Source organism: Luteimicrobium sp. DT211 (assembly GCF_049844995.1).
Taxonomy (GTDB): Bacteria; Actinomycetota; Actinomycetes; order Actinomycetales; family Cellulomonadaceae; genus Luteimicrobium.
In genome coordinates this window covers 693,682-718,617 of sequence record NZ_JBNCMC010000003.1, presented here as the reverse complement: position 1 = coordinate 718,617, position 24,936 = coordinate 693,682, and the positions used below count along the sequence as shown (strand labels likewise).

Annotated in this window: 27 protein-coding genes; 14 read left to right on the top strand and 13 right to left on the bottom strand. The window is 74.1% G+C overall.

Annotated elements, in window-relative coordinates; translation table 11 throughout:
* The first annotated feature begins 12 nt into the window (after positions 1-12).
* Genes sdhC through ACLQ14_RS10800 form a run of 4 tightly spaced genes read left to right on the top strand, consistent with a single transcriptional unit; the run spans position 13 to position 3,531 of the window.
* Positions 13-393 carry a succinate dehydrogenase, cytochrome b556 subunit gene (gene sdhC / locus ACLQ14_RS10815; protein WP_425812771.1) on the top strand — a complete coding sequence of 127 codons (381 nt, stop codon included), beginning with the start codon at positions 13-15 and terminating at the stop codon, positions 391-393.
* Positions 393-869, top strand: a complete 477-nt coding sequence (locus tag ACLQ14_RS10810; protein WP_425812769.1) for a succinate dehydrogenase hydrophobic membrane anchor subunit — start codon at positions 393-395, stop codon at positions 867-869. The genes sdhC and ACLQ14_RS10810 overlap by 1 nt, the downstream gene beginning before the upstream one ends.
* Positions 870-913: 44 nt before the next feature.
* Positions 914-2,755 (top strand): succinate dehydrogenase flavoprotein subunit, encoded by a 1,842-nt coding sequence (sdhA, locus tag ACLQ14_RS10805; RefSeq protein ID WP_425812767.1) that lies wholly within the window; start codon positions 914-916, stop codon positions 2,753-2,755.
* Positions 2,755-3,531, top strand: a complete 777-nt coding sequence (locus ACLQ14_RS10800) for a succinate dehydrogenase iron-sulfur subunit (RefSeq protein WP_425812765.1) — start codon at positions 2,755-2,757, stop codon at positions 3,529-3,531. The genes sdhA and ACLQ14_RS10800 overlap by 1 nt, the downstream gene beginning before the upstream one ends.
* On the opposite strand, the gene ACLQ14_RS10795 is transcribed toward ACLQ14_RS10800, so the two are convergent.
* From ACLQ14_RS10795 to ACLQ14_RS10785, 3 genes are all read right to left on the bottom strand, one after another.
* Positions 3,515-4,897: a YihY/virulence factor BrkB family protein gene (locus ACLQ14_RS10795; protein WP_425812763.1), complete on the bottom strand. Its 1,383-nt coding sequence runs from the start codon at positions 4,895-4,897 to the stop codon at positions 3,515-3,517. The genes ACLQ14_RS10800 and ACLQ14_RS10795 overlap by 17 nt on opposite strands.
* A 39-nt stretch (positions 4,898-4,936) precedes the next feature.
* Positions 4,937-5,491 (bottom strand): 2'-5' RNA ligase family protein, encoded by a 555-nt coding sequence (locus ACLQ14_RS10790; RefSeq protein WP_425812761.1) that lies wholly within the window; start codon positions 5,489-5,491, stop codon positions 4,937-4,939.
* Positions 5,492-5,574: 83 nt separating this feature from the next.
* The gene (locus tag ACLQ14_RS10785) at positions 5,575-6,045 is read right to left on the bottom strand and encodes a twin-arginine translocase TatA/TatE family subunit (RefSeq protein WP_425812759.1); all 471 of its coding nucleotides are present in this window, start codon (positions 6,043-6,045) and stop codon (positions 5,575-5,577) included.
* A gap of 100 nt (positions 6,046-6,145) precedes the next feature.
* On the opposite strand from ACLQ14_RS10785, the gene ACLQ14_RS10780 reads away from it, so the two are divergent.
* The 3 genes from ACLQ14_RS10780 to ACLQ14_RS10770 are packed head-to-tail and all read left to right on the top strand — an operon-like array spanning position 6,146 to position 7,598.
* The gene (locus ACLQ14_RS10780) at positions 6,146-6,394 is read left to right on the top strand and encodes a CopG family transcriptional regulator (RefSeq protein ID WP_425812757.1); all 249 of its coding nucleotides are present in this window, start codon (positions 6,146-6,148) and stop codon (positions 6,392-6,394) included.
* On the top strand, positions 6,388-6,732 hold the full coding sequence (locus tag ACLQ14_RS10775) for a type II toxin-antitoxin system PemK/MazF family toxin (RefSeq protein WP_425812755.1): 345 nt from the start codon (positions 6,388-6,390) through the stop codon (positions 6,730-6,732). Before ACLQ14_RS10780 ends, ACLQ14_RS10775 begins: the two co-directional genes overlap by 7 nt.
* Positions 6,729-7,598 (top strand): O-methyltransferase, encoded by an 870-nt coding sequence (locus ACLQ14_RS10770; protein ID WP_425812888.1) that lies wholly within the window; start codon positions 6,729-6,731, stop codon positions 7,596-7,598. Before ACLQ14_RS10775 ends, ACLQ14_RS10770 begins: the two co-directional genes overlap by 4 nt.
* Positions 7,599-7,626: 28 nt before the next feature.
* On the opposite strand, the gene ACLQ14_RS10765 is transcribed toward ACLQ14_RS10770, so the two are convergent.
* The 6 genes from ACLQ14_RS10765 to dapE form a co-directional block, all read right to left on the bottom strand.
* On the bottom strand, positions 7,627-9,183 hold the full coding sequence (locus ACLQ14_RS10765; protein WP_425812753.1) for a leucyl aminopeptidase family protein: 1,557 nt from the start codon (positions 9,181-9,183) through the stop codon (positions 7,627-7,629).
* Entirely contained in the window at positions 9,183-9,350 is a 168-nt protein-coding gene (locus tag ACLQ14_RS10760; protein ID WP_064506638.1) for a DUF3117 domain-containing protein, read from the bottom strand. The genes ACLQ14_RS10765 and ACLQ14_RS10760 overlap by 1 nt, the downstream gene beginning before the upstream one ends.
* Positions 9,351-9,494: 144 nt before the next feature.
* On the bottom strand, positions 9,495-10,784 hold the full coding sequence (locus ACLQ14_RS10755; protein WP_425812750.1) for a hypothetical protein: 1,290 nt from the start codon (positions 10,782-10,784) through the stop codon (positions 9,495-9,497).
* Positions 10,781-11,728, bottom strand: a complete 948-nt coding sequence (gene folP, locus ACLQ14_RS10750; RefSeq protein WP_425812748.1) for a dihydropteroate synthase — start codon at positions 11,726-11,728, stop codon at positions 10,781-10,783. The genes ACLQ14_RS10755 and folP overlap by 4 nt, the downstream gene beginning before the upstream one ends.
* Positions 11,725-12,528 (bottom strand): TIGR00730 family Rossman fold protein, encoded by an 804-nt coding sequence (locus tag ACLQ14_RS10745; protein ID WP_425812746.1) that lies wholly within the window; start codon positions 12,526-12,528, stop codon positions 11,725-11,727. Before ACLQ14_RS10745 ends, folP begins: the two co-directional genes overlap by 4 nt.
* Positions 12,529-12,580: 52 nt before the next feature.
* Complete coding sequence (gene dapE / locus ACLQ14_RS10740; RefSeq protein ID WP_425812744.1) at positions 12,581-13,705, bottom strand: succinyl-diaminopimelate desuccinylase; 1,125 nt, start codon at positions 13,703-13,705, stop codon at positions 12,581-12,583.
* 133 nt (positions 13,706-13,838) lie between these two features.
* On the opposite strand from dapE, the gene dapD reads away from it, so the two are divergent.
* Positions 13,839-14,789, top strand: a complete 951-nt coding sequence (gene dapD / locus ACLQ14_RS10735; RefSeq protein ID WP_425812742.1) for a 2,3,4,5-tetrahydropyridine-2,6-dicarboxylate N-succinyltransferase — start codon at positions 13,839-13,841, stop codon at positions 14,787-14,789.
* A gap of 6 nt (positions 14,790-14,795) precedes the next feature.
* Complete coding sequence (locus tag ACLQ14_RS10730; protein WP_425812740.1) at positions 14,796-15,776, top strand: hypothetical protein; 981 nt, start codon at positions 14,796-14,798, stop codon at positions 15,774-15,776.
* Positions 15,777-15,979: 203 nt separating this feature from the next.
* On the opposite strand, the gene ACLQ14_RS10725 is transcribed toward ACLQ14_RS10730, so the two are convergent.
* The 3 genes from ACLQ14_RS10725 to fdxA form a co-directional block, all read right to left on the bottom strand.
* Entirely contained in the window at positions 15,980-17,290 is a 1,311-nt protein-coding gene (locus tag ACLQ14_RS10725; RefSeq protein ID WP_425812738.1) for a citrate synthase, read from the bottom strand.
* Between the two features lie 234 nt (positions 17,291-17,524).
* Entirely contained in the window at positions 17,525-18,658 is a 1,134-nt protein-coding gene (gene dapC / locus ACLQ14_RS10720) for a succinyldiaminopimelate transaminase (protein ID WP_425812736.1), read from the bottom strand.
* A 25-nt stretch (positions 18,659-18,683) separates the two neighbouring features.
* Positions 18,684-19,001 carry a ferredoxin gene (fdxA, locus tag ACLQ14_RS10715; RefSeq protein WP_425812734.1) on the bottom strand — a complete coding sequence of 106 codons (318 nt, stop codon included), beginning with the start codon at positions 18,999-19,001 and terminating at the stop codon, positions 18,684-18,686.
* Between the two features lie 75 nt (positions 19,002-19,076).
* Here fdxA and ACLQ14_RS10710 point away from each other — a divergent pair, with 75 nt between their 5' ends.
* A complete protein-coding gene (locus tag ACLQ14_RS10710; protein WP_425812732.1) occupies positions 19,077-19,388 on the top strand; it encodes a DUF6725 family protein in 312 nt (103 codons plus the stop codon).
* Here the strand turns inward: ACLQ14_RS10710 and ACLQ14_RS10705 are convergent.
* On the bottom strand, positions 19,330-20,037 hold the full coding sequence (locus tag ACLQ14_RS10705) for a YoaK family protein (protein ID WP_425812731.1): 708 nt from the start codon (positions 20,035-20,037) through the stop codon (positions 19,330-19,332). The genes ACLQ14_RS10710 and ACLQ14_RS10705 overlap by 59 nt on opposite strands.
* Before the next feature lie 189 nt (positions 20,038-20,226).
* Between ACLQ14_RS10705 and ACLQ14_RS10700 the strand changes: the two genes are divergently transcribed.
* Genes ACLQ14_RS10700 through ACLQ14_RS10685 form a run of 4 tightly spaced genes read left to right on the top strand, consistent with a single transcriptional unit; the run spans position 20,227 to position 24,927 of the window.
* Positions 20,227-20,943, top strand: coding sequence for a TetR/AcrR family transcriptional regulator (locus ACLQ14_RS10700; RefSeq protein ID WP_425812729.1), 717 nt, complete (start codon positions 20,227-20,229; stop codon positions 20,941-20,943).
* Entirely contained in the window at positions 20,940-22,214 is a 1,275-nt protein-coding gene (locus tag ACLQ14_RS10695) for an MFS transporter (protein WP_425812727.1), read from the top strand. The genes ACLQ14_RS10700 and ACLQ14_RS10695 overlap by 4 nt, the downstream gene beginning before the upstream one ends.
* Complete coding sequence (locus ACLQ14_RS10690; protein WP_425812725.1) at positions 22,211-23,578, top strand: alanine racemase; 1,368 nt, start codon at positions 22,211-22,213, stop codon at positions 23,576-23,578. Before ACLQ14_RS10695 ends, ACLQ14_RS10690 begins: the two co-directional genes overlap by 4 nt.
* A complete protein-coding gene (locus ACLQ14_RS10685; RefSeq protein WP_425812723.1) occupies positions 23,575-24,927 on the top strand; it encodes a D-arabinono-1,4-lactone oxidase in 1,353 nt (450 codons plus the stop codon). The genes ACLQ14_RS10690 and ACLQ14_RS10685 overlap by 4 nt, the downstream gene beginning before the upstream one ends.
* Positions 24,928-24,936 lie beyond the last annotated feature (9 nt).

Genomic DNA, 24,936 nt, shown 5'->3' with positions numbered 1-24,936 from the left:
GAGGCCCCCGAAGTGCCCAGTGCACCCGCAGGCACGCTCTACCGCGGCCGTGAAGGCATGTGGTCGTGGGTCGCGCACCGCGTGACCGGCGTGCTGATCTTCTTCTTCCTTCTCGTGCACGTGCTCGACACGTCGCTCGTGCGCGTCTCGCCCGAGGCGTACAACGACGTCATCGGGACGTACAAGAACCCGATCATGGGCCTCGGCGAGGCCGGGCTCGTCGCCGCCATCGTGTTCCACGCGTTCAACGGCATCCGGATCATCCTCGTGGACTTCTGGGCCAAGGGTCCGAAGTACCAGAAGACGATGCTCTGGATCGCGCTCGGCGTGTGGGTCGTCGCGATGGCCGGCTTCCTGCCGCGCCACCTCATGAACGTCTTCGGGGGGAACTGATGACGACCGAGAAGACCGCGGCCGCTCCCGTGAGCCCCACCATCGAGGCTCCCCGCGCCCGCTACCAACGCCGCAAGACGACGCGCGGCAACTACGAGCTCTACTCGTGGGTGTTCATGCGCGCGTCGGGCGTCCTGCTGCTCGTCCTGATCTTCGGCCACCTGTTCGTCAACCTCATGGTCGGCGACGGCGTGCACGCGATCGACTTCGCCTTCGTGGGCGGCAAGTGGTCCTCGCTGTTCTGGCAGATCTGGGACCTGCTGATGCTCTGGCTCGCCATGATCCACGGCACCAACGGTGTGCGCACCGTCATCAACGACTACGCGTCGCGCGACGGCGTCCGCATGACCCTCAAGGTCCTGCTCTACCTCGCGGCCGTGATCACCGTGGTGCTCGGCACCCTCGTCATCTTCACCTTCACCCCGTGCCCGACGGGCGAGCCCGCGGACCTGCTGCCCGCCTTCTGCTCGGCCTGAGCCCCAGTCGGACCCGAACACTCGCCAAGGAGGCATCGGCACCGATGCAGACCCACCAGTACGACGTCGTCATCGTCGGCGCGGGCGGCGCCGGGATGCGCGCAGCGCTCGAGGCCTCGGGCCGCGCGCGGACGGCCGTCATCTCGAAGCTCTACCCCACGCGCTCCCACACCGGCGCCGCGCAGGGCGGCATGTGCGCCGCCCTCGCGAACGTCGAGGAGGACAACTGGGAGTGGCACACCTTCGACACCGTCAAGGGCGGCGACTACCTCGTCGACCAGGACGCGGCCGAGGTCATGGCCAAGGAGGCCATCGACGCCGTGCTCGACCTCGAGCACATGGGGCTGCCGTTCAACCGGACGCCCGAGGGCAAGATCGACCAGCGCCGGTTCGGCGGTCACACGCGCAACCACGGCGAGGCCGCCGTGCGCCGCGCGTGCTACGCCGCGGACCGCACGGGGCACATGATCCTGCAGACGCTGTACCAGAACTGCGTCAAGCAGAACGTCGAGTTCTACAACGAGTTCTACGTCCTCGACCTCATCGTCGACCACGACCTGTCCGCGGGACACGTGCCCGAGGGCGAGGAGGTCAACGCGACCGGTGTCGTCGCGTACGAGCTCGCGACGGGCGAGATCCACGTCTTCCAGGCGAAGTCGATCGTCTTCGCGACCGGCGGCGCGGGCAAGATCTTCAAGACGACCTCGAACGCGCACACCCTGACGGGCGACGGCATGGCGCTCGCGCTCCGCCGCGGCTTCCCGCTCGAGGACATGGAGTTCTTCCAGTTCCACCCGACCGGCCTCGCGGGGCTCGGCATCCTCCTGTCGGAGGCGGCCCGCGGCGAGGGCGCGATCCTGCGCAACTCCGAGGGCGAGCGCTTCATGGAGCGCTACGCGCCGACCATCAAGGACCTCGCGCCGCGCGACATCGTCGCCCGCTCGATGGCCAACGAGGTCCGCGAGGGCCGCGGCGCCGGTCCGAACAAGGACTACGTGCTGCTCGACCTCACGCACCTCGAGCCCGCGCACATCGACGCGAAGCTCCCGGACATCACCGAGTTCGCGCGGACCTACCTGGGCGTCGAGCCGTACACCGAGCCGGTGCCCGTCTACCCGACGGCGCACTACGCGATGGGCGGCATCCCGACCAACATCCAGGCCGAGGTGCTGCGCAACGACCAGGACGTCGTCAAGGGCCTGTACGCGGCCGGCGAGGTCGCGTGCGTGTCCGTGCACGGCTCCAACCGCCTCGGCACCAACTCGCTGCTCGACATCAACGTGTTCGGCAAGCGCGCGGGCCGCGCCGCCGCCGAGTACGCGCTCACGGCCGAGTTCCACGAGCTGCCCGAGGACCCGACGGTGCGCGTCGTCGCCGAGCTCGAGAACATGCGGTCGCGCCCGGACGGCGAACGCGTCTCGGACCTGCGCAAGGCGCTGCAGGAGACGATGGACCGCAACGCGCAGGTGTTCCGCACGGGCGAGTCGCTCACGGAGGCGCTCGACGACGTCCGCGCCCTGCAGAAGCGCTACCGGAACGTGTCGGTCCAGGACAAGGGCCGCATGTTCAACACCGACCTCCTCGAGGCCATCGAGCTGGGCTTCCTGCTCGACGTCGCCGAGGTCACCGTGGTGGCGGCGCTCAACCGCAAGGAGTCGCGCGGCGGGCACTTCCGCGAGGACTTCCCCACGCGCGACGACGCGAACTACATGAAGCACACGATGATCTACCGGCGGCCCCTCGACGAGGCGGGCCAGGCGCCCGAGGTCTTCGACGGCTCCGACGAGTACTTCTCGCACGCCGAGGAGTTCGACGACTACCAGGTGGTGCTCGGCTCCAAGCCGGTCACCGTCACCCGCTACCAGCCGATGGAGCGTAAGTACTGATGACTGCTCTCGCCGACCGCCCCACCTCCGCGGACGCCGAGCCGAAGGCCGGCGCGATCCCCAGCTTCGACGTCACGCTGCGCATCCGCCGGTACCTGCCCGAGTCGAGCCACGGCACCGAGTCCTACTGGGACGAGTACACGGTCACCGTGCACGGCACGGACCGGGTGCTCGACGCCCTGCACCAGATCAAGTGGGACCACGACGGCTCGCTGACCTTCCGCCGCTCGTGCGCGCACGGCGTGTGCGGGTCGGACGCCATGCGCATCAACGGCCGCAACCGGCTCGCCTGCAAGACGCTCCTCAAGGACGTCAACCCGGACAAGCCGATCACGATCGAGCCCATCAAGGGCCTGCCCGTGATCAAGGACCTCGTGGTCGACATGGAGCCGTTCTTCGCGTCCTACCGCGAGATCATGCCGTTCCTCGTGACCGACGGGCACACCCCCACCAAGGAGCGCCTGCAGTCGGCCGAGGACCGCGCCCGCTTCGACGACACCACCAAGTGCATCCTGTGCGCCGCGTGCACGAGCTCGTGCCCGGTGTTCTGGAACGACGGCCAGTACTTCGGCCCGGCGGCGATCGTCAACGCGCACCGGTTCATCTTCGACAGCCGCGACGAGGGCGCCGCGCAGCGCCTGGAGATCCTCAACGACAAGGAGGGCGTGTGGCGCTGCCGCACGACCTTCAACTGCACCGAGGCCTGCCCGCGCGGCATCGAGGTCACCAAGGCGATCCAGGAGGTCAAGCGCGCGATGATCACGCGCGCCTTCTGAGTCCTCCCGGCCGCAGCCTGCCGAGCAGGCGCGACCACCACGACGGGCGGCCGTCCTCCTGCGGGGGGCGGCCGCCCGCCGTCGTGCCGGCGGCGGTCTCCCCCGCGACGCGGTGCGCCGCGCCGGCCGGGCGCCGTCGCCCGCCCGCGACGTACCGGCCGTGGACGGCGACGCCGCCCGCGTCGGCCGCGCTCGCGACCCGCGCGACCTCGTGCGGCACGGCGAGCCGGCGTGCGGGCGCCGGGTAGACGTCGTCGGGCGACGGGTCGGACAGCCACGCGGCGACCAGCAGCAGCACCCGCGCGACGAAGTTCACGAGCAGCAGCACCGTCACGACGGCCGCGAACGAGCCGAGGAGCGCGTTCTTCGACGCGCTCCCGACGATCAGGCTCGTGCCCAGGTAGCGCAGGCCACCGAGGACGACGGCGGCGACCACGGCGCCACGCAGGGTGTCGCCCCAGCCGGCGCGCGAGCCGCCCAGCACGCGCAGCACGTACACGACCACCAGGACGTCGACCACGCCGGCCACCGCGAGTCCGAGCGCCGCGAACAGCCCGCTGACGCCGTCGGGCAGCCCGAGCGTGCGCACGAGCCACGACGACGCCGACGTCGCGACGACGCTGACCGCCGACGACGCCACGACCGCCACGAGCAGCACGACGAACGCGCTGAGGTCCTTGGCCTTGCCGATCACGAAGTTCACGGGCTCGCGCGCGAGGCCCAGCATGATCCGCACCGCCCCGCGCAGCGCACTCATGAACGACATCGCCGTCCAGAGCAGGACGAGCGCCGCAACCACCCCGGCGACCGAGCTCGCGTTGAGGAGCAGCTGGTCCGGCTGGATCGCCCCGTGGCCGTCCCCGGTGTCGATCAGGCCCGGCACGGCCTTGTTGATCTCGGCCAGGAGGTCGTCCCGCAGCCGCTCGTTGCCGCCGAGCACCGCCATGAAGATCGTGTAGCCGATCGCGAGCGCCGCGAACAGCGCGAACAGGGCCGTGTACGCGAGCCCGCCGCAGAGCAGGCCACCGCGCGAGACGCTGAACCTCGCCTGGGCGCGGGCGAGGCGCGTGGCCTTCCACCAGGCGAGGACCGCCTCCTCGCGGTGCACGGCCGTCGCGACGAGCCCCGCCACGGGCGACGGCACTAAGGCCGGGAGCCAGCCCGGGCGCTCGCCCCGGGCCGGCCGCCCGAGCAGCGCGGCCTGGAGCTCGCGGGCCGAGCGGCCGACGGTCCGGTGGCGCGTCGCCTCGTCCCGCTCCTGCCGGACACCCGGCGGGCGCCGGCCGGCCACCCGAGGGGGCCCCGCGTCGTCGGGCCGGGCCGCGCGCGAACCGGGGCGCGTCGGGCGCGTGACCTGGCGACTCATCCCTCGACCGTAGGGGGCGGGACCGGTCCGCGCAGCGGCTCAGGCAGGGTCGGCCCCGCCCAGCGGGAAGGCGCGCACGGGGCGCCAGACGCTGTCGTCGCCGTGCTCGAACAGGTGCACCGCGTCCACCGGGAACGTCGCCTCGTAGCCGGCCATGCCGTCGAACGCGGCGTCGAGGAGGTCGTCCGTGACCTCGTGCGCGACGGTCACGTGCGGGTGGTAGTTGAACCGGAGCGGGAAGTCGAGGGGCCCGGTGCGGACCGCGGCCTCGAGGGCCTCGCACTCCGCGATCCCCACGGCGACCTGGGCGAAGACCACGGGCGACACGGGCCGGAAGGTGCCCGCGCCCCGCAGGACGACGTGGAAGGGGTCCTGGCTCGCGGCCGCCTTCCGCAGGTGCTCGACGGCGCAGTCGAGGGCCTCGCGCTCGAGCACGCTCGGGCCGAGGACCGTGATGTGCGGCGGGATGGCGTCGGCCTGCGGGTCCCCGAAGCGGCGCCGGGCCTCGCCCAGCTCGGTCCCGAACGGCGGCGGCACCGCGATCGCGACACCGATACGCACCTGCGTGCCCGTCCGGTCCGGTAGGTTCGGCATCCCCACATTCTGACAGGCCCGCGGCCCGGTCCCGAAACCCGCGCCCGGCGGCCAGGAGTCTGCTCGGACGGGTCGTCCGGCGCTCAGGTGGCCTCGTCGTCCCACGGCACGGGCCCCGAGCCCGCGACGTAGGTCGCGCCGGCGCGGAACGGCATCGAGGCCGCGGGGTCGAGGGCGGCGGGCGCCTCGGCCGGTGCGTTCTCGACCGGTCGGCCGCCCGGGTCGCCCGTGCGCGCACCGGTCGCGCCGCCCGCCCCCTTGAGCCCGACGGCGCTCGCCACGTCGGACAGGGTGCCGCGGGTGTCGTCGTCGAGCAGCGCGTCGCGGACGATGCGGCGGGGGTCGTAGCGGCGGGGGTCGAGCGCCTGCCAGTCGACGCCCGCGCCGTCGCCGAGCTCCTCGTCCAGGCGCGTACGCGTCGAGGTCACGAACTCGCGGCCGCGCTTCACGAGCCGCGCGAGCTGCTCCGCGTAACCGGGCAGCCGCTCGGGCCCGATCACGATCACGGCGACGACGAGGAGGACGAGCCATTCCCCGCCGTTGATGTCGAACACGTCCGCCAGGGTACCGTCCGGACCTGGACGCGACGCCGATGCGGACCGTCACAGGAAGATCCCCCCGCACCCAGGGTAGAAAGAGTTATACCCTGGCGAGATGAAGACAGCGATCAGCCTCCCCGACCGCGCGTCGGAGCGCTTCGATCATCTCGCCAAGAAGCACGGCATGACCCGATCGGAGTTCTACCGGCGGGCGGCGGAGCGCTACGCCGACGAGCTCGACGGCGCCGACCTCACGGCCCAGATCGACGATGCGATCGACGACGTGGGCCAGCCCGGTGACGAGACGTCGTCGCTCCGCCGGGCAGCGAACGCACGGCTGGTCGACCGGTCCGACACGTGGTGATCCGCCGAGGGGAGGTCTGCTGGGTCGACTTCGGCGAGCCGCGAGGCAGCGCGCCGGCCAAGCGGCGCCCCGCTGTGGTCGTCCAGTCGGATCAGTACAACAGGTCCCGAATCTCGACCGTGGTCGTTCTTCCCATCACCTCCAACACCGCCCTCGCGCGACACCCGGGCAACGTGTTCCTCCCCGCTCTCGCCTCCGGGCTTCCGAAGGACTCCGTCGTCAACGTGTCGCAGCCCATGACCGTGGACCGTGCGGACGTGGAGCCCACCGAGGTTCGACTCCCGGCAAACCTCCTCGACGCCGTCGACGCCGGCCTGAGGCGCATCGTCGAGCTCTGAGCTCCGCGCCGGGATGCCCGAGAAGTCCGGCCGCTCCCGATCCCAGGCGTCCGGGCGGAGCCGCACCCCTCCCGGTAGCATCGCGGTGGCACCCGCGCCGCACGTGCGCCGCGGGTCGGAGGCCGGCGGCGCGCCCGCCGGACGGACGCGGGGAGGGCACCATCACGGGCGAGAGGTTCGGTGGTCCGGGCGGCAGGGACCGGACGGGAACGACGGTCACGGGGGCGAGCCCCGACACCTCGGGGCGGGCGCTCTCGTGGACCTACTGCGAGGAGTTCGTCCCCGAGGACGAGCACCAGCTGCGTGCGCGCGAGCTCGCCCTCGAGCTCGACCTCCCGACGATCCTTCCCGGCGCCGGGAGCGTCCTGCGCCTCCTGGCCGCGTCGCTCCAGGCGCGCTCGGTCGTCGAGATCGGGACCGGCACGGGCATCGGCGCGCTGTGGCTGCTGGGCGGCATGCCCGACGACGGCGTCCTGACGACGATCGACCCGGAGGCCGCGCTCCAGCGCGCCGCCAAGCAGATCCTCACCGCCGCCGACGTGCGGCCGTCCCGGCTGCGCGCGATCGCGGGCCGTCCCGCCGACGTCCTCCCCCGGCTCGCCGACGGCGCCTACGACCTGGTGCTCGTCGCGGGCGACGTCCACGGGTACCCGCTGGCGGTCGAGGAGGGCGTGCGCCTGCTGCGCCCGGGCGGCGTGCTCGCGGTCGACGCGGCGCTCGCGCACGACCGGGTCGCCAACCCCGCGCGACGAGACGAGCTCACGACGCTCGTACGGGACGTGGGCCGCACCGTGCGCGACGACGAGCGGCTGCTGCCCGCGCTGCTGCCCTCGGGCGACGGGCTGCTGCTCGGCGTCCGCCGCTGAACGCTCGAGGGGCCCCGGACGGCAGGTCTCAGGAGAGCAGGTCGAGGACCTCGAGCAGCAGACGCGCGCCGAAGCCCGTGGCCCCCTCGACGACCTCGTGCCTGTTCCCCGACGACCGCGCGGGGCCCGCGATGTCGAGGTGGACCCACGGCAGGCCGCCGGTGAACTCGCGCAGGAACAGCGCGGCGGTGATCGAGCCGCCGCCCGGCGGGCGCGCCGGGACGTTGCGCAGCGCCGCGACGTCCGAGGCCAGCGCCTCGGCGTAGTCGGCCACGAGCGGCATCCGCCACACCGCCTCGCCGGTGCGGGCGGCGGCCGCCTCGACCGTGCGGGCCAGGGCCTCGTCCGTCGCGTAGAGGGCGGCGTGCCCCCGGCCGAGCCCGACCGCCGCCGCGCCGGTGAGCGTGGCGACGTCGACCAGCACGTCGGGCGCGAGCTCGCGCACGGCGTGGTCGAGGGCGTCGGCGAGCACGAGGCGCCCCTCCGCGTCGGTGTTCGCGACCTCGACCGTCGTGCCCCCGTGCAGACGAAGGACGTCCCCGGGCCGGTACGACGACGCGCCCAGGTGGTTCTCCGCGAGCGGGAGCAGCGCGGTCACACGGAGCGGGGAGCCTGCCTCGGCGGCGCCCAGCACCGCCGCGAGCGCGACGGCGGCGCCGGCCATGTCGGTCTTCATGGGGGCCATCGCGGCGCGCGGCTTGAGGGACAGCCCGCCCGTGTCGAAGGTGATGCCCTTGCCGACCACGACGACGTGCCGCGGAGCCTCCCCTGCCGCCGCGTCGGGCTCGTGGCTCACGACCACGAGCCGTGGCGGGCGGGACGAGCCACCGCCCACGGCGAGGATCCCGCCGAAGCCCTGCCCCTCGAGCTCGCGCGGGCCGAGGACGCGGACGTCGAGCCCGGCGGCGGACGCGAGAGTGCGTGCGCGGTCCGCGAGCCAGGCCGGGTCCTTGACGCTCGACGGCGTCGCCGTGAGGTCGCGTGCGAGCCAGGTCGCGCGCGCGGCGCGACGGGCGGGGACGAGGGCGGGCTCGGCGTCGGACGCCGGGTCGAGCAGGACGAGCTGCTCGGCGGGCGCGGGACGCGAGTCCGGCGAGCCGCTCCAACGCTCGGGCCGGTACGCCGCGAGGAGGTAGCCCTCCGCGAAGGCGCGCACGCCGTCGGCCGGCGCGCCCGCGGTGGCGACCGAGACGACCCGCTCGAGACCGGCGGTGCGGCGCGCGAGCGCGGCTCCCGCCCGGCGCAGGTCGGCGGTCGAACCGTCCCCGACCCCGAGCAGCACGATCCGGCGGGGCAGGTCCGCCCAGGGGAAGGACTCCGACGCCCCGCGGTGGGGCCGCGGCAGGTCGACGACGGCGGCGTCTCCGGCCGCGCCCTCGAGCCCGTGCCGTTCCGCCATCTCGCCGAGGTCGACGTGGTAGAGCGCGGACGCGTCGACCGTGCCCGCGCGGGGCTGCGCCCCCTCACCCGGCTCCGGGGCGGGGGCGACTGCGACGACGACGGCACTGACGTCGTCGTCGGTCAGGAAGGTGCACCCGGGAAGGTCCCCGAGTGCACCGACGACCTCCGGGAGGTCGCGCGCCATCAGCCGACGACGGCCTGGAGCGCCTCTCCGAGCTCCGAGGCCTCGGTCGCGTTCAGCTCGACCACGAGGCGTCCACCACCCTCGAGCGGAACCCGCATGACGATGCCACGCCCCTCCTTGGTGACCTCGAGGGGTCCATCACCCGTACGTGGCTTCATCGCGGCCATGAGCGGCTCTCCGTTCGTCGTGGTGCAGCGCGGTGTTCGTGTTGCGTGCGGTCAGTCGTGACCAGGCCCCGGATGGTGCGAAAGGGCCATAGACAGTCTAGTTCACGTGACCCACACCACCGACGCACCTCACGTCCACGCCCCTCACGGCGCCCAGTCGGCCGGTGGGGTGAACCGCCAGAGCTCCCACACCCAGTCGACCTGGCCGTACAAGGACAGCAGCACGAGAACGGTGAGCACGCTCGCGAAGACCGCCCGCCTCCGCGCCCAGCCCACGAGGATCGCCAGGTAGGGAAACGCGAGCAGCGCGAACCGCCACGTCGACGTCCAGGGATCCGTCACGAGCACGAGGTAGGCCGTGTAGGCGATGGCCCAGCCCTGGAGCTCGGGGCCCAGGCGGAACGCCACCGGACTGAGCAGCATCAGCGCGAGCACGACGAGGACGGCCGCGAGGACGAGCGGCCCGCGGTCGTGGAAGAGGACCTTCGCATTCGTGATCCAGGGCGTGAAGTACTGGACGGAGCCCGACCGCCACGTGGCCTGCGTCGCGAAGTACGCGTCGCTGCGGCCGGTGACCCAGCCGCTGACGAGCTGCCACGCGACGCCCGCGACCAGGCACGTGCCGAGCAGCGCTCCGAGCCCCGCGACGTCGCGGACCGAGAACCGGTCCCTGCTCGCGCGGTCCGGGTCGCGCCGGGCCGACGGCCCCCACACCCCCCACGCCCGCCACAGCACGTGCCAGGCCACGACGCACGCCATGGGCAGCGCGACCGCGCGCGTGAAACCGAGCAGCACCACCAGGGGCACCGCCCAGAAGTAGCGGCGCACCGCCAGCAGGTACAGGGCCGACGCGATGAGCAGCAGCGCGAGCGACTCCGTGTACGCGGTCTGCAGCACCGGCGACGACGGGAACACGCTGACCAGCAGCACCGTCGCGAGCGGCAGCCCCGGGACGAGCGCGGTCGCACGGTAGCCCCCGCGCTCGACGAGCCGGTAGATCACCAGGACCGCGCCCGCGCCGAGGAGCAGCGACAAGGTCGGGGCGAGGAACGTCCACGACAGGCCGGTGACGGCCATCAACGCCCGGAGCACCAGCGGGAACAGCGGGTAGAACGCCCAGGCGTTCTGCTGGACCGCACCGTCCTGGCCGAGCGGCAGCGTGTGGGGGTAGCCGTGCTCCGCGATCTGCAGGTACCAGGTCGCGTCGAACATGCGGCCCACGTAGTCGGCGTACGACGGGTCGGCGCCCGTCCAGCCGTTCGCCACCTGGTGGGACGCGACCCGGACGATCACGACGGCAGAGAACGCGCGGGCCAGCCCGTACACGGCAAGCACCTGGACCCACCACGGCCAGGTGCGAGGGTCGGCGGGACGCCGGGCGGCGGCGGGCCCGGCGTCGACGGCGGCCGCGACGTCGGCCGCGGGCTCGGTCACTCGATCCCCCTCGTGGCGGCGGCGGGGGGCGCGTCGCCGCGGATCGCGGCGACCATGTCCACCACGCGGCGCGTGGACCGCACGTCGTGGGCGCGGAACACGGTGGCGCCGAGCCACACGGCGACCGCGGTGGCCGCGAGGGTACCCTCGAGCCGTTCCTCGGCCGGCAGGTCGAGCGTCTCCCCCACGAAGTCCTTGCGCGAGAACGCCATGAGCACCGGATAGCCGAGCGCCACGATCGGCTCGGTGCGCCGGACCAGGTGGAGCGAGTGCCACGTGTTCTTGCCGAAGTCGTGCGTCGGGTCCACGAGCACGCTCCGCGGCGGCACCCCGCACGCGACGGCGCGCTCGGCGCCCGCCCGCAGCGTCGCGAGGACGTCGAGCAGGACGCCGTCCCGCGGGTCGACGGGAGCCACGCCACCCGGCAGGGGGTCCGGGAGCGGGGTGGGCAGCGGGTACGAGACGCGGTAGGGGTCCGTGCGGGGGGCCTGGCCGCCCGTGTGCGAGCAGACGACGCCCACGCCCGCGCGGCCCGCGACCTCGACGAGCCCGGGGTCGTGCCCGGCCCAGGTGTCGTTGACGAGGTCGGCGCCCGCGTCGATCGCGGCGTCCGCGACCTCGGCGCGCCACGTGTCGACCGAGACCAGGAGGTCGGGGAGCTCGCGGCGCACCCGCTCGACGAACGGGACGACCCGCGCGATCTCCTCCGCCGGGGTGACCTCGGGCCCCACGCCCGCGCGGACCCCGCCGACGTCGAGGATCTCCGCGCCGTCCTCGAACGCGCGCTCGGCGGCCGCGAGCGCCGCCGCGTCGTCGGCGTGGCGCGCGCCGGCGTAGAACGAGTCGGTCGTGCGGTTGACGATCGCCATGACGACGGGCGCGGTCGCCCCGAGCTCGCGGCCCCGGAGCACCAGGGGCGCGGACGACCGCGGGACTGGCGTCACGTCGCCGACGACTGCGACTCCCGCGTCGCAGCCTCGGGCTCGGCGTCGGCGTGCGTCACGATCCGGACGGCCTCGGCGGGGTCGTCGACGACGTGCAGCAGGTCGAGGTCCGCGGGGCCGATGGTCCCGTGCTCGACGGCGGAGCTGCGCAGCCACTCGACGAGGCCGGACCAGTACGCCGTGCCGACGAGGACGATCGGGAAGCGCGTGACCTTGCGGGTCTGGACGAGCGTCACGGCCTCGAACAGCTCGTCGAGCGTGCCGAAGCCGCCGGGCAGCACGACGAAGCCCTGCGCGTACTTGACGAACATCGTCTTGCGGGCGAAGAAGTAGCGGAAGTTCACGCCGAGCTCGACCCACCGGTTCATGCCCTGCTCGAACGGCAGCTCGATGCCGAGGCCCACGGACACGCCACCGGCCTCGCACGCGCCCTTGTTGGCGGCCTCCATGATGCCGGGGCCGCCGCCGGTGATGACGGCGAAGCCTGCCTCGACGAGCCCCTGGGCCACCTCCTCCGCGCGCGCGTAGTCGGGGTGGTCGCGCCGGGTGCGGGCGGACCCGAACACCGAGACCGCCGGGCCGAGCTCAGCGAGCGCGCCGAAGCCCTCGACGAACTCCGCCTGGATGCGGAGCACGCGCCACTGGTCCTGGTGGACCCAGTCGGCGTCGCCGCGCGACTCGAGCAGCCGCTGGTCGGTGGTCTCGCGCGGGACCTGGTTCCCGCGGAGCATCACGGGACCCTTGCGGTAGCCGTCCCCGCGCTCGTCGGGGTCGGTGGGGGGAAGGTCGGGACTGGCCATGGGGGCCTCCGTACGGGCGGTGCCGGTGGGACGGGTCGGACGGGTCAGCGGGTCAGCGGGTCAGCCAGTCGCGCAGGGCGTCGTGGCAGAGGGTGATCTGGGCGGCGGAGACGTGCTCGTCGTCCTTGTGGGCGAGCAGCGGGTCGCCCGGGCCGAAGTTCACGGCCGGCACGCCCAGCGCGCTGAAGCGGGCGACGTCGGTCCAGCCGTACTTGGGCGCGGGCTCGCCGCCCGTGCGCTCGAGCACGCTCTTCGCGAAGTCCCGGGCCGCGGGCGCGTCGAGGCCGGGGCGTGCGCCCGGCGCGGCGTCGGTCACGGTCACGTCGAAGCCCGCGAGCACGTCGCGCACGTGCGCCGCGGCCTCGTCGACGCTGCGGCTCGGCGCGAAGCGGTAGTTGACGGTCACGACGGCGCGGTCCGGGATCACGTTGCCCGCCACGCCGCCCGTGATGCCGACGGCGTTCAGCGACTCGCGGTAGGCGAGCCCGTCGACCTCGACGGTCGCCGGCTCGTACGCCGCGAGCCGCGACAGCACCTCGCCGGCCGCGTGGACCGCGTTGACGCCCATCCAGGCCCGCGCCGAGTGCGCCGCGACGCCGGTGAGCACGACGTCGGCGCGCAGCGTCCCGTTGCAGCCGCCCTCGATCCCGGCGTTGCTGGGCTCCCCGACGACGGCGAGGTCGCCGGCGAGCAGCTCGGGCCGGGTCCGTGCGAGCCGGCCGAGGCCGTTGAGGTCGCTCGCGACCTCCTCGTGGTCGTAGAACACCCACGTGACGTCGTAGGACGGCTCGGCGAGCTCCGCGGCCAGGGCGAGCATGATCGCGACGCCGCCCTTCATGTCGACGGTGCCGCGGCCCCACAGCTCCGCGTGCGCGCCCTCGCCCACGACCCGCACGGGCAGGTTCGCAGCGACGGGGACCGTGTCGAGGTGGCCCGCGAAGACCACGCGGCGGTCGCGCCCCAGCGCCGTGCGCGCGACGACGGCGTCGCCGTCGCGCAGCACCTCCAGGTGGGGCAGGGGCGAGAGCGCGCCCTCCACGACGTCGGCGAGGTCCTTCTCGTTGCCGCTCACGGACTCCACGTCGCAGATCTGCCGGGTCAGGACGACGGGGTCGTGCAGGGCCAGGGGGAACGTCGGGTACGACGGACGCTGCGGCGCGGGGGATGCTGAGGTCACGCCGTCGACCCTACCGGCGCTCCCCCGCATTCCGCTGTGGGCATCCGTTCTGCTGTTCCAACCCGACCGGGCACAGCAGAACGGATGCCCACAGGCTCTCGAGGGGGGTCCGCGATCTCCTAGGCTGGGGGTCATGACCGCACGCACCGCCTGGGGCTACGGCCTCGCGACCGTCACCGAGTCGGGAGCTGTTCTCGACGTCTGGTACCCGTCCCCCGCGCTCGGCGCGCGCCCCTCCGACGCGGCGCCGCCCGACGTCCTCGCGGGCGCGGAGCGCACCGACGCGCTCCGGGCCGTCCGCACCGAGGTCGTGCTGACCGAGGCGGACCTCGACGCCGCCCCCTCGTCGACCGCCGACGTCTACCTGCGCCTGCACCTCCTGTCGCACCGGCTGGTGCGCCCGCACGACGTCAGCCTCGACGGCCTGTTCGGCCTCCTCGCCAACGTCGTGTGGACGAGCGAGGGCCCGTGCGCCGTCGACGGCTTCGAGGAGGTGCGCGGCCGGCTGCGCGCCGCGGGCCGGCACGTGACCGTGCACGGCGTCGACAAGTTCCCGCGCATGGTCGACTACGTCCTGCCGTCGGGGGTGCGCATCGCCGACGCCGACCGCGTCCGCCTCGGCGCCCACCTGGCCGCCGGCACGACCGTCATGCACGAGGGCTTCGTCAACTACAACGCCGGCACGCTCGGCACGTCGATGGTCGAGGGCCGGATCTCGTCCGGGGTCGTCGTGGGCGACGGCTCGGACGTCGGCGGCGGCGCCTCGATCATGGGGACGCTGTCGGGCGGCGGGAAGACCGTCGTCTCGCTGGGCGAGCGGTCCCTGCTCGGCGCGAACTCGGGCCTCGGCATCCCCCTCGGCGACGACTGCGTCGTCGAGGCCGGGCTCTACGTGACCGCAGGCACGAAGGTCGCCCTGCTCGGCCAGGGGGTCGCCGACGACGCCGCGCCCGTCGTGAAGGCCAGCGAGCTCGCCGGCCGCGACGGCCTGCTGTTCCGGCGCAACTCCCTGACCGGCCGGGTCGAGGTCGTCGCCCGCACGGGCGTGGGCATCGAGCTCAACGCCGCGCTGCACGCGAACTGACGCCGCGTGCCCACGCCCGGCGCCGGGCCCGAGCCCTGGCGCCGCCCCACCACAGCCCGACGACGACGGCGCCGCGTCCGGCGCGCCGCCGTCGCCGTGGGCGTGGGCGCGGTCGTGCTCGGTGGTGCCGTGGCGGGCGTCGTCGGGCTGCTGCACCGGCTCGACGTGCGGCACACGACCCCCGTCGTGGAGGGCTGCACCGCGAACCTCGACGGCACCCGCTGGTGGCTCGCCCCGGAGCAGGCGGACAACGCCGCGACCGTGAGCGCCGTCGTCGTGCGGCGGGGCCTGCCGGCGCACGCCGCGACGATCGCGCTCGCGACGGCGCTGCAGGAGTCGAAGCTGCGGAACCTGCCGTACGGGGACCGGGACTCCCTCGGGCTGTTCCAGCAGCGGCCGTCGCAGGGCTGGGGCACCGAGGAGCAGCTGCAGGACCCGGTGTTCGCGACGAACGCGTTCCTCGACGTCCTCGTGAAGGTCGACGGCTGGCAGGACCTGCCGGTCACCCAGGCCGCGCAGAAGGTGCAGCGGTCGGCGTTCCCCGACGCGTACGGGCAGCACGAGACGCAGTCGCGCGCCTGGGCGTCGGCGCTCACGGGTCACTCCCCCGCGGCGCTCACGTGCACGCTGCGCCCAGCGCCCGACGACGTCGACACCGCCGCCGACGCGACCGAGCTCCGCACCCGGGTCGCACGGGACTACGGGACGGCGGTCGCGGCGTCGGGCTCGTCCCCGACCCTCACCCTCGACGCCCGGACCCTGCCGGGCGCGGACGCCACCAACGCGTGGGCCGTCGCCCAGTGGACGGTCGCCGTCGCGCGCGCCTACGACGTCGTCCAGGTCCGCGTGGACGACGAGACCTGGACCCGGGCCTCGGCCCGCTGGACGAAGGCGCCGTCGTCGACGAAGAGCGGCGCCAAGGCACCGGCGACGGTCCCGTCGGGCCGCGTCACGGTCACCCTGGCGACCCCGCCCCCACCGAAGTAGGCCTCCCGGAGGGGTACCTCGCGGACTACCCGACGACGCGGGCAGTTCGGGAAATCCTGCGGAGGCGACCCGGACGCGCGGCGGGAGCGGGGTGAGGACGCGCGGTCGTGGTGGGTCTGGCGGGAGCGGCGCGAGGAACGAGCGACGCGGATGGAAGACCGCGCGCCCTCACCTCGGTCCCGCCGCCCCAGCCGAGGAGACGATCAGCGCTGACCCACAGGCACGTACGCCCGCTCGGTCTCCCCGATGTACACCTGCCGCGGCCGGCCGATCTTGGTCTGCGGGTCGCCCATCATCTCGCGCCACTGCGCGATCCACCCGGGCATGCGGCCGAGCGCGAAGAGCGGCGTGAACATGGCGGGCTCGAACCCGAGCGCCTTGTAGATGAGCCCGGTGTAGAAGTCGACGTTCGGGTAGAGCTTGCGCTCGATGAAGTAGTCGTCGTTGAGGGCGATCTCCTCGAGCCGCTTGGCGATGTCGAGGAGCTCGTCGTTCTTGCCGAGGGTCGCGAGGACGGCGTCGGCGGACTTCTTGACGATGGCGGCGCGCGGGTCGTAGTTCTTGTAGACCCGGTGGCCGAAGCCCATGAGCCGGACGCCGTCCTCCTTGTTCTTGACCTTGGTCATGAACGTGTCGACGTCGTACTCGGCGTTCTGGATCTTGTCGAGCATGAGGAGCACGGCCTCGTTGGCGCCGCCGTGGAGGGGGCCGGACAGCGCGTTGATCCCGGCGGACACGGACGCGAAGAGGTTGGCGTGCGCGGACCCGACGATGCGCACGGTCGACGTGGAGCAGTTCTGCTCGTGGTCGGCGTGGAGGATGAGCAGCTTGTCGAGCGCCTCGATGACCGCGGGGTCGGCGTCGTACTGCTCGTAGGGCCGCGCGAACGTCATGCGCAGGAAGTCCTCGACGTAGCCGCGCGAGTAGTCCGGGTACAGGAGGGGCTCGCCGACGCGGCGGCGGTGCAGGTACGACGTGATGGTGCGGGTCTTGGCGAGGAGCAGCACGGTCGCGAGCTCGACGGTCTCGGGGTCGCTGGGGTCGAGCGACTCCGGGTAGAACGTGGCGAGCGCGTTGACGGCCGACGCCATGACGGCCATGGGGTGCGCGTTGCGGGGGAAGGTCCCCATGAACGTGCGGAAGTCCTCGTGGACGAGCGTGTGCCGGTTGACGCGCTCGGTGAAGGCGTCGAGCGTGGGCTGGTCGGGCAGCTCTCCGTGGATGAGCAGGTAGGCGACCTCGAGGAAGGTGGAGCTCTGGGCGAGCTCGTCGATCGCGTAGCCGCGGTAGCGCAGGATGCCCTGCTCGCCGTCGATGTAGGTGACGGCGGAGGTGCAGGAGGCCGTGTTCATGAAGCCGGGGTCGACGGTGACGAGCCCGGTCTCCTTGAGCAGGGACGAGACCACGATGCCGTCGTTGCCCTCGGTGGCGTGGACGATCGGCAGCTCGCGGGAGACCTCGCCCGCGACGAGGCGGACGGCGTCGGGCGCGGGCGCGCTGGGGGTCTGGGTCATGACTTCCTTCCTGGACGCTGGGAGGCAGGTGGCGCGGTGGCCGCTCGCGCGAGCGTCGACGCCCTGGCCGCGGCGGCCTCGCAGCAGCACGGGCCTGTCGTCCGAGACTACGCGCCGGACTCCGTCGTGACCAAGCCGCGGGCCCTGCCTGACCCACGCATGACGACGTGTCCTGCGTCACACCCGGGACGGCGTCGGCACCCAGCGGGGCACCAAGCGCTCACCGCGGGCGCGTCACTCCCCCGCGAGGCGCGCGGCGGCCTCGGCGACCCGCTCGTCGGTCGCGGTGAGGGCCACCCGCACGTGCGAGCGGCCCGCGGCACCGTAGAACGCGCCCGGCCCGACGAGGATGCCCAGCCCGGCGAGGTCGTTCACGGTCTGCCAGCAGTCCTGGGCCTCCCCGCCGGCGGAGGCGGGCCGCGCCCACAGGTAGAGGCCGGCCTCGGAGTCGTCGATCCGGTAGCCGGCCGCGAGCAGCCCGCCCTCGAGCAGCCGCCGACGACGCCGGTACACCTCGCGCTGCGCAGCGACGTGCGCGTCGTCGTCGAGCGCGGCGACCATCGCGGCCTGCACGGGAGCGGGGACGATCATGCCGAGGTGCTTGCGCGTCGCGAGCAGCGACCCGACGAGCGCGGGATCCCCCGCGACGAACGCGGCGCGGTAGCCGGCGAGGTTCGACTGCTTGGACAGCGAGTACGCCGCGAGCAGCCCCTCGTGGCTGCCCCCGCTCACCCGCGGGTCGAGGATGCTGGGCACGCCGTGCGACGCCCACGGCTCCGACCACGGCAGCAGCGCGTAGCACTCGTCGCTCGCCACCACGGCGCCGATCTCGCGCGCGGCCTCGACGACGCGCCGCAGCTCCTCGACCGACGACACGCGACCGGTCGGGTTGCCCGGCGAGTTCACCCACACGAGGCGCACGTCGGTGCGCCCGGCCCACGCCTCGACGTCGTCGGCGGGGAGTGCGGTGGCGCCGGCGAGGCGCGCGCCCACGTCGTAGGTGGGGTACGCGGTGGCGGGGTGCACGACGACGTCGCCGGGGCCGAGCCCCAGCAGCGACGGAAGCAGCCCGACGAGCTCCTTGGAGCCGACCGTCGGGAGGACGGCCTCCGGGTCGAGGTCCGCGACGCCGCGCGTGCGGGCGAACCAGCCGGCCACGGCCTCCCGCAGGGCCGGGGTGCCGTGCGTCGTCGGGTAGCCGTGCGCGTCGGACGCCGCGGCGAGCGCGTCGCGGACGACGCCGGGCGTGGGGTCGACGGGCGTGCCGATCGACAGGTCGACGAGGCCACGCGGGTACGACCGCGCCGCCTGCACGACGGGCGCCAGCGTGTCCCAGGGGTACGGGTCGTCGAGCGGGTGGAAGCCCATGCGTATCGGTGGGTCCGGCGAGCCGTCAGGCCTGGGGCGGCAGGGCCGCGATCATCGCGTCGTCCTTGTCGATCACGCCGAGCTTCGCGGCGCCGCCGGGCGACCCGAGGTCGTCGAAGAACTCCACGTTGGCGCGGTAGTAGTCGCTCCACTCCGTGGGGACGTCGTCCTCGTAGTAGATGGCCTCGACGGGGCACACGGGCTCGCAGGCGCCGCAGTCGACGCACTCGTCGGGGTGGATGTACAGGGAGCGCTTGCCCTCGTAGATGCAGTCCACGGGACACTCCTCGATGCACGCCTTGTCCTTGACGTCGACGCACGGCTGAGCGATCACGTAGGTCACTGCACGAGTCCTTTCGAGGGAGGCCGCGAGGGGCGGTCGAGGTCTAGTATCGCGCAGTCTGGAGGTGAGGTACGCGTGACGTTCGAGATGCGGTCGTGGCGGGACTGGTCGGCCGGGGACCGGGTGGTCGTGCGGCGCCGGCTCGCCGGCGAGGAAGCGTCGGGCCACCGGTGGACCGACGTGATCGGCGTGGTCCTCGCCGTGGACGACTCCGGGCTGACCTTGCGCCCGGACACGCCGCGGGACGGGCAGGACGCCGCGCCGGTGCGCGTCGCGGCCGACGACGTCGTCAGCGCCAAGCGGGTGCCGCCGCGGCCGGCCCGGCGGGTCAGTGCTGCTCGCCCCGGACCCGCAGCCGGTGGCCCGTCAGCGCCACCACGAGGCTGAGCACGCCGGCGACGATCATCCCGACCCCCAGCCCCCGCTCGCCGACGACCCGCAGCAGGAGCGCGCCCGCGGCGGCGCCGGCGAGGATCAGCACGACGGCGAGCAGGCGCCGCGGCCAGTTCTCGGACGAGCCACCGCCGAGCCGCGAGTCCGCCGCGAGCCCGGTCAGCGTCGACGTCACGACCACGGTCGTCACGTCCTTGACGCCGATCCGGCGGGCCGACGCCGCCTGGAGCCCCATGGCGACGGCGAGGAGGACGGTGATCGCGAACGCCCAGGGTGAGTGCTCGGCGGGCACCGCCACGACGGCGCCCACGCCCAGGAGCGTCGCGACGACGCCGGTCGTGCCGAACGCCGCCGTCGACCGCTCGTTCCAGTGCGAGGGGCGCCCGCGCAGCAGCCGGCCGCCGGTGACGGCGCCGAGCGCGAAGCCGACGAGCGCGAGCACGGGGCCGAGGATCGGCAGCCCGTTGCCGCCCGCGAGCGCCATGCCGAGGATGACGACGTTGCCGGTCATGTTCGCGGTGAAGACGCGGTCGAGCCCGAGGTAGCCGACGGCGTCGACGATGCCCGTCGTGAACGTGAGCGCCAGCATGAGGACGAGGTGGACGCCGTCGGGGTGGCCGAGCAGGCGGCGGGGTGAGCTCACGGCGCCATGATGACGGCGCCGGGGCCGCCGCGTCCACACGGCCCCGGCGCCGACCGCGCGACGGTGCCGGACGCGCGCGGGGCACGGTCGGGGTGGGACCATCACGCCATGACGACGTCGCGCGCGGTGCAGGGTCCTGACCAGCCCGAGGGGTCGGACGGACGTGTGACGGGCATTACAGTGGGTCACATGTCCCAGACGAGCGTCTCAGACGAGCCGGCGACGCCGCCGGCGCCCCCCCGGCGGCGACGCCCCCGCACCCCGGCGCCCGTGGCGCGCAGCACGCGGATGCCCGTCGCCGAGCGCCGCCAGGCGCTCCTCGACGCGGCCACGACCGTCATCGCCCGCGACGGCGTGCGTGCCGCGAGCACGCGAGCCATCGTCCGCGAGGCGGGCATGTCGCTCGCGAGCTTCCACTACGCCTTCGAGTCGCACACCGAGCTCATGCGCCACGTCATCGAGCGGGTGCTGGTCGACGAGGTGCACTCGGTCGGCGAGGTGCTGTCCACGGCGGGCCAGCTCACCACCGGCCCGGTCACGCTCGAGGGCCTGCTCGAGGCGGCGCTCGACGCGTTCGTCGCCGCGGTCGAGGCCGACCCGGCGCGCGAGCAGGCGATCCTCGAGCTGCACCAGTACGCGCTGCGCGAGCCCGAGCTGGCGGACCTGGTCCGGGCCGAGTACGACGCCTACGACAAGGCGGCCGCCGAGGTGCTCGTCGCCGCCGCGGCCGCGACCGGCACCCGCTGGACCCGGCCGGTGGACGTGCTGGCCCGCTACGTCGTGACCCTCCTCGACGGCCTCACCACGTCGTGGCTGTCGTTCCGCGACCCCGAGCGGATCGCGGCCGCCCGGGAGCTCGCCGTCTCCGGGGTCCTCGGGTTCTCCGAGCCGGACCCGGACGCATGACGGCGCCGGCCGCCGTGAGCACCGCTGGTCTCGCCGAGCCCCGCACGTTCGTGCCGGGGGCGTGGATCGCCGCGTTCGCGACCGCGTGGTTCGGCGTCTGGATGGCGCAGCTCACGCCCATCCAGCTCCTCCTGCCGCAGCAGGTCGACACGATCCTCGACCCCGTCGACTGGGTCGCGTCGGTCCGCGGGTTCGGCATCGTGTCGGCGATCGCGGGCGTCTGCGCGCTCGTCGCCTACCCGCTCACCGGGGCGCTCTCCGACCGGACGTCGTCGCGGTTCGGGCGCCGTCGGCCGTGGATCGCGGTGGGCGCCGTCCTGTTCGCCGTCGCGCTCGTCGTGCTCTCCGTCCAGCACACGATCGTCGGCGTCGCCGTGTGGTGGTCCGTGACGCTCGTCGGGTTCTGCGTGCTCACCGCCGCGCTGACCGCGACCATCAGCGACCGTGTGCCCGTCGACCAGCGCGGCACCGTCTCCGGCTGGATGTCCGCGCCCCAGGCGGCGGGCATCCTGCTCGGCGTCGGCCTCGTCACGGTGCTCGGCCTCGCCCAGGTCGCCGGGTACGTGCTGGTCGCCGTGGTGCTGCTCGTCTGCGTCGTGCCGTTCCTCCTGCGGCTCGACGACCCCGCCGTCCCGCGCGAGGAGCTGCAGCCGTTCTCGCTGCGCGCCGTCGTCGCCGGGTTCTGGATCAGCCCGCGCCAGCATCCCGACTTCGCCTGGACCCTCACCAGCCGCATCCTCGTCATGACCGGCAACGGCTTCGGGACCGTCCTCCTGCTCTACTTCCTCGAGTACGGGCCGATGCACCAGAGCGAGGACGACGCCGAGACCGGCCTCCTGTTCCTCACGCTCGTCTACATGGTCTTCGTGATCGTCGCCGCGCTCGTGCTGGGGCGGCTGTCCGACCGGCTCGGGCGCCGCAAGGTCATGGTCGTGGTGTGCGCCGCGCTCCAGGGCGCGGCCGGGCTGCTCCTCGCGTTCGTGCCCGTGTACCCGGTGGCGCTCGTCGCGGCCGCGCTCCTGGGCTTCGGGTTCGGCGCGTTCCTGTCCGTCGACCAGGCGCTCGCCACCCAGGTGCTCCCCAGCGCGGCCGACCGCGGCAAGGACCTCGGCATCATGAACGTCGCGTACGCCGTCCCGCAGGCCCTCGCCCCGCTCATCGGCGGCTGGCTCGTCGCGCAGACGCACAGCTTCACCCCGCTCTTCCTCGCGGCCGGGGTGCTGGCCATCGGCGGCGCGTTCGCCGTCGCGCCCGTGCGGAGCGTGCGATGAGCACCCTGCCGCCGACGCCACCGCTGGTCGCACTGCCGAGCACCTCCCCCGCGACCGTCGGCGGCCACGCCCGCGCGCCCTGGGCGACGCCCGCGTCGTACTGGCCGTCGCTCACGGCCGCGACCGAGGCGCTCGACCCCCCGTACGCGACGCTCGACCTGCGCGCGCTCGCGCACAACGCCCACGACATGCTCCGGCGGGCCGGCGGGATGCCGATCCGCGTCGCCTCGAAGTCGGTCCGCACCCGCGCCGTCCTGGACGCCGTGCTCGCCCTCGACGGGTACGCCGGCATCCTCGCGTACACCCTCCCCGAGGCGCTGTGGCTCGCGTCCGAGCCCGACCCGGGCGCGCCCGCGGACGGCGGGAGCGGCGTGCGCGACGTCGTCGTCGGCTACCCGACCGCCGACCGTGCCGCGCTGCGCCGCCTCGCGAGCGACCCCGTGCTCGCCTCGCGCGTCACGCTCATGGTCGACGACGTCGCCCAGCTCGACCTCGTGGACGCGGTCGCGCGCCCGGGCGAGCGGGAGGAGGTGCGGGTCTGCCTCGAGCTCGACGCGTCCTACGACCTGCCCGGTCTCGGCGCGCTGGGCGGCGCCGCGCACGTCGGCGTGCTCCGCTCCCCCGTCCACACGCCCGAGCGCGCCCTGGCGCTCGCCCGGCACGTCGCCGAGCGGCCCGGGTTCCGGCTGGTCGGCGTCATGGCGTACGAGGCGCAGATCGCCGGGCTCGCGAACGCCACGCCCGGCCGGGCGGCGCGCTCCGCCGTCGTGCGGCGGCTGCAGGCGTGGTCGGGGACGGAGCTCGTCGCCCGGCGCGGCGCCGCCGTCGCCGCGGTGCGGCAGGTCGCCGACCTCGAGTTCGTCAACGGCGGCGGGACCGGCTCGCTCGAGACCACGTCGGCCGACCCGGCCGTGACCGAGGTCGCGGCCGGCAGCGGCCTCTTCGGGCCGCACCTGTTCGACAACTACGCGCAGTTCACGCCCGCGCCGGCGGTCGCGTTCGCGCTGTCCGTCGTGCGCAACCCCGCGCCCGGCGTCGCGACGCTGCTCGGCGGCGGCTGGGTCGCCTCCGGGCCGCCCGCCGCGGACCGCCTGCCGCGCGTCGTGTGGCCGGAGGGCACCCGCTACGTCGGCACCGAGGCGGCCGGGGAGGTGCAGACGCCCCTGCGCGGGCCGGGCGCGGCGGCGCTGCGCCCGGGCGACCGCGCGTGGCTGCGGCACACCAAGGCCGGGGAGATCTCCGAGCACGTGGACGAGCTCGTCGTCGTCGGCGCGCCCGGCGACCATCCGTACGACCCCGAGGGCGCCGTGACCGTCCTCGGCAGCGTCCCGACGTACCGGGGCGAACGAAAGGTGTTCCTGTGACGAACGACACGACGGCCGACGCGACCACGTCGGTCCCGTGGCGCCCCGCGCCCGCGTGGCGCAACTGGGGGCACAGCCAGACCGCCCGGCCGCGCGGTGTCGCCCGGCCTGCCTCCGAGGACGAGCTGCGCGCCGTCCTCGGGTCCGCCCGCGACGCCGGGCTGGGCGTCAAGCCCGTCGGCGCCGGCCACTCGTTCACCGGGATCGCGGTCGCGCCGGGCGTCCAGCTCGACCTCGGCGGGCTGTCCGGCCTGCGCGCCGTCGACACCGCGGCGGCCCAGGTGACGCTCGGCGCCGGCACGCACCTCTTCGAGATCCCCGGCCTGCTCGCGCCCTACGGGCTCGCGATGCCCAACCTCGGCGACATCGACCGGCAGACGCTCGCCGGCGCCGTCTCGACGGGCACCCACGGCACGGGCGCGGGCTTCGGGGGGATCGCGACGCAGATCGTCCGCGTGCGTCTGCTCACCGCGGACGGCCGCCTGCTCACCGTGAGCGCCGACGAGAACCCGCGGTACTGGGGCGCCGTCCAGGTGGGGCTCGGGGCCCTCGGCGTGCTCACCGAGATCACGCTCCAGTGCGTCCCGCAGTTCGCGCTGCACGCCGTGGAGGCACCCTCGCCGCTCGCCCAGGTGCTCGACGAGTGGGACGAGCGGTGCGCCGTGGCCGACCACTTCGAGTTCTACTGGTTCCCCGGCACCGAGATCGCGTCGACGAAGACCAACACGCGCCTGCCCGGCGACGTCCCGCTCTCCCCCGTCCCCCGCCTGAGCGGCTGGGTCGACGACGAGCTCCTGGCCAACGGGCTGTACGGGGCGATCTGCGCCGTCGGCGCGCGGGCGCGCGGCGTCGTGCCCGTCGCGAACCGGCTGGCGTCCCGCCTGATGGCCCGCCGCGAGTACACCGACCTGTCGCACCGGGTGTTCGCGACGTCGCGCACCGTCCGGTTCCGGGAGATGGAGTTCGCGGTGCCCCGCGAGGCGGTGCCGTCGGTCGTGCGGGAGCTCGACGCGATGATCCGCGCGCGCGACCTCCGCGTGTCCTTCCCGGTCGAGGTCCGCGCCGCCGCCGCCGACGACCTGTGGCTGTCGACGGCGTCCGGCCGGGAGACCGGCTACGTCGCGATCCACCGCTACTTCCGCGAGGACTTCCGCCCCTACTTCACGGCCGCGCAGGACATCTTCCGCGCGCACGGCGGGCGGCCGCACTGGGGCAAGCTGCACTTCCTCGGCGCCGACGACCTCGCCGAGCTCTACCCGCGGTTCGGCGACTTCGTGCGCGTGCGCGACGAGCTCGACCCCGACCGCCTGTTCGCGAACCCGTACCTCACGCAGGTCCTCGGCGCCTGATCCGCCCTC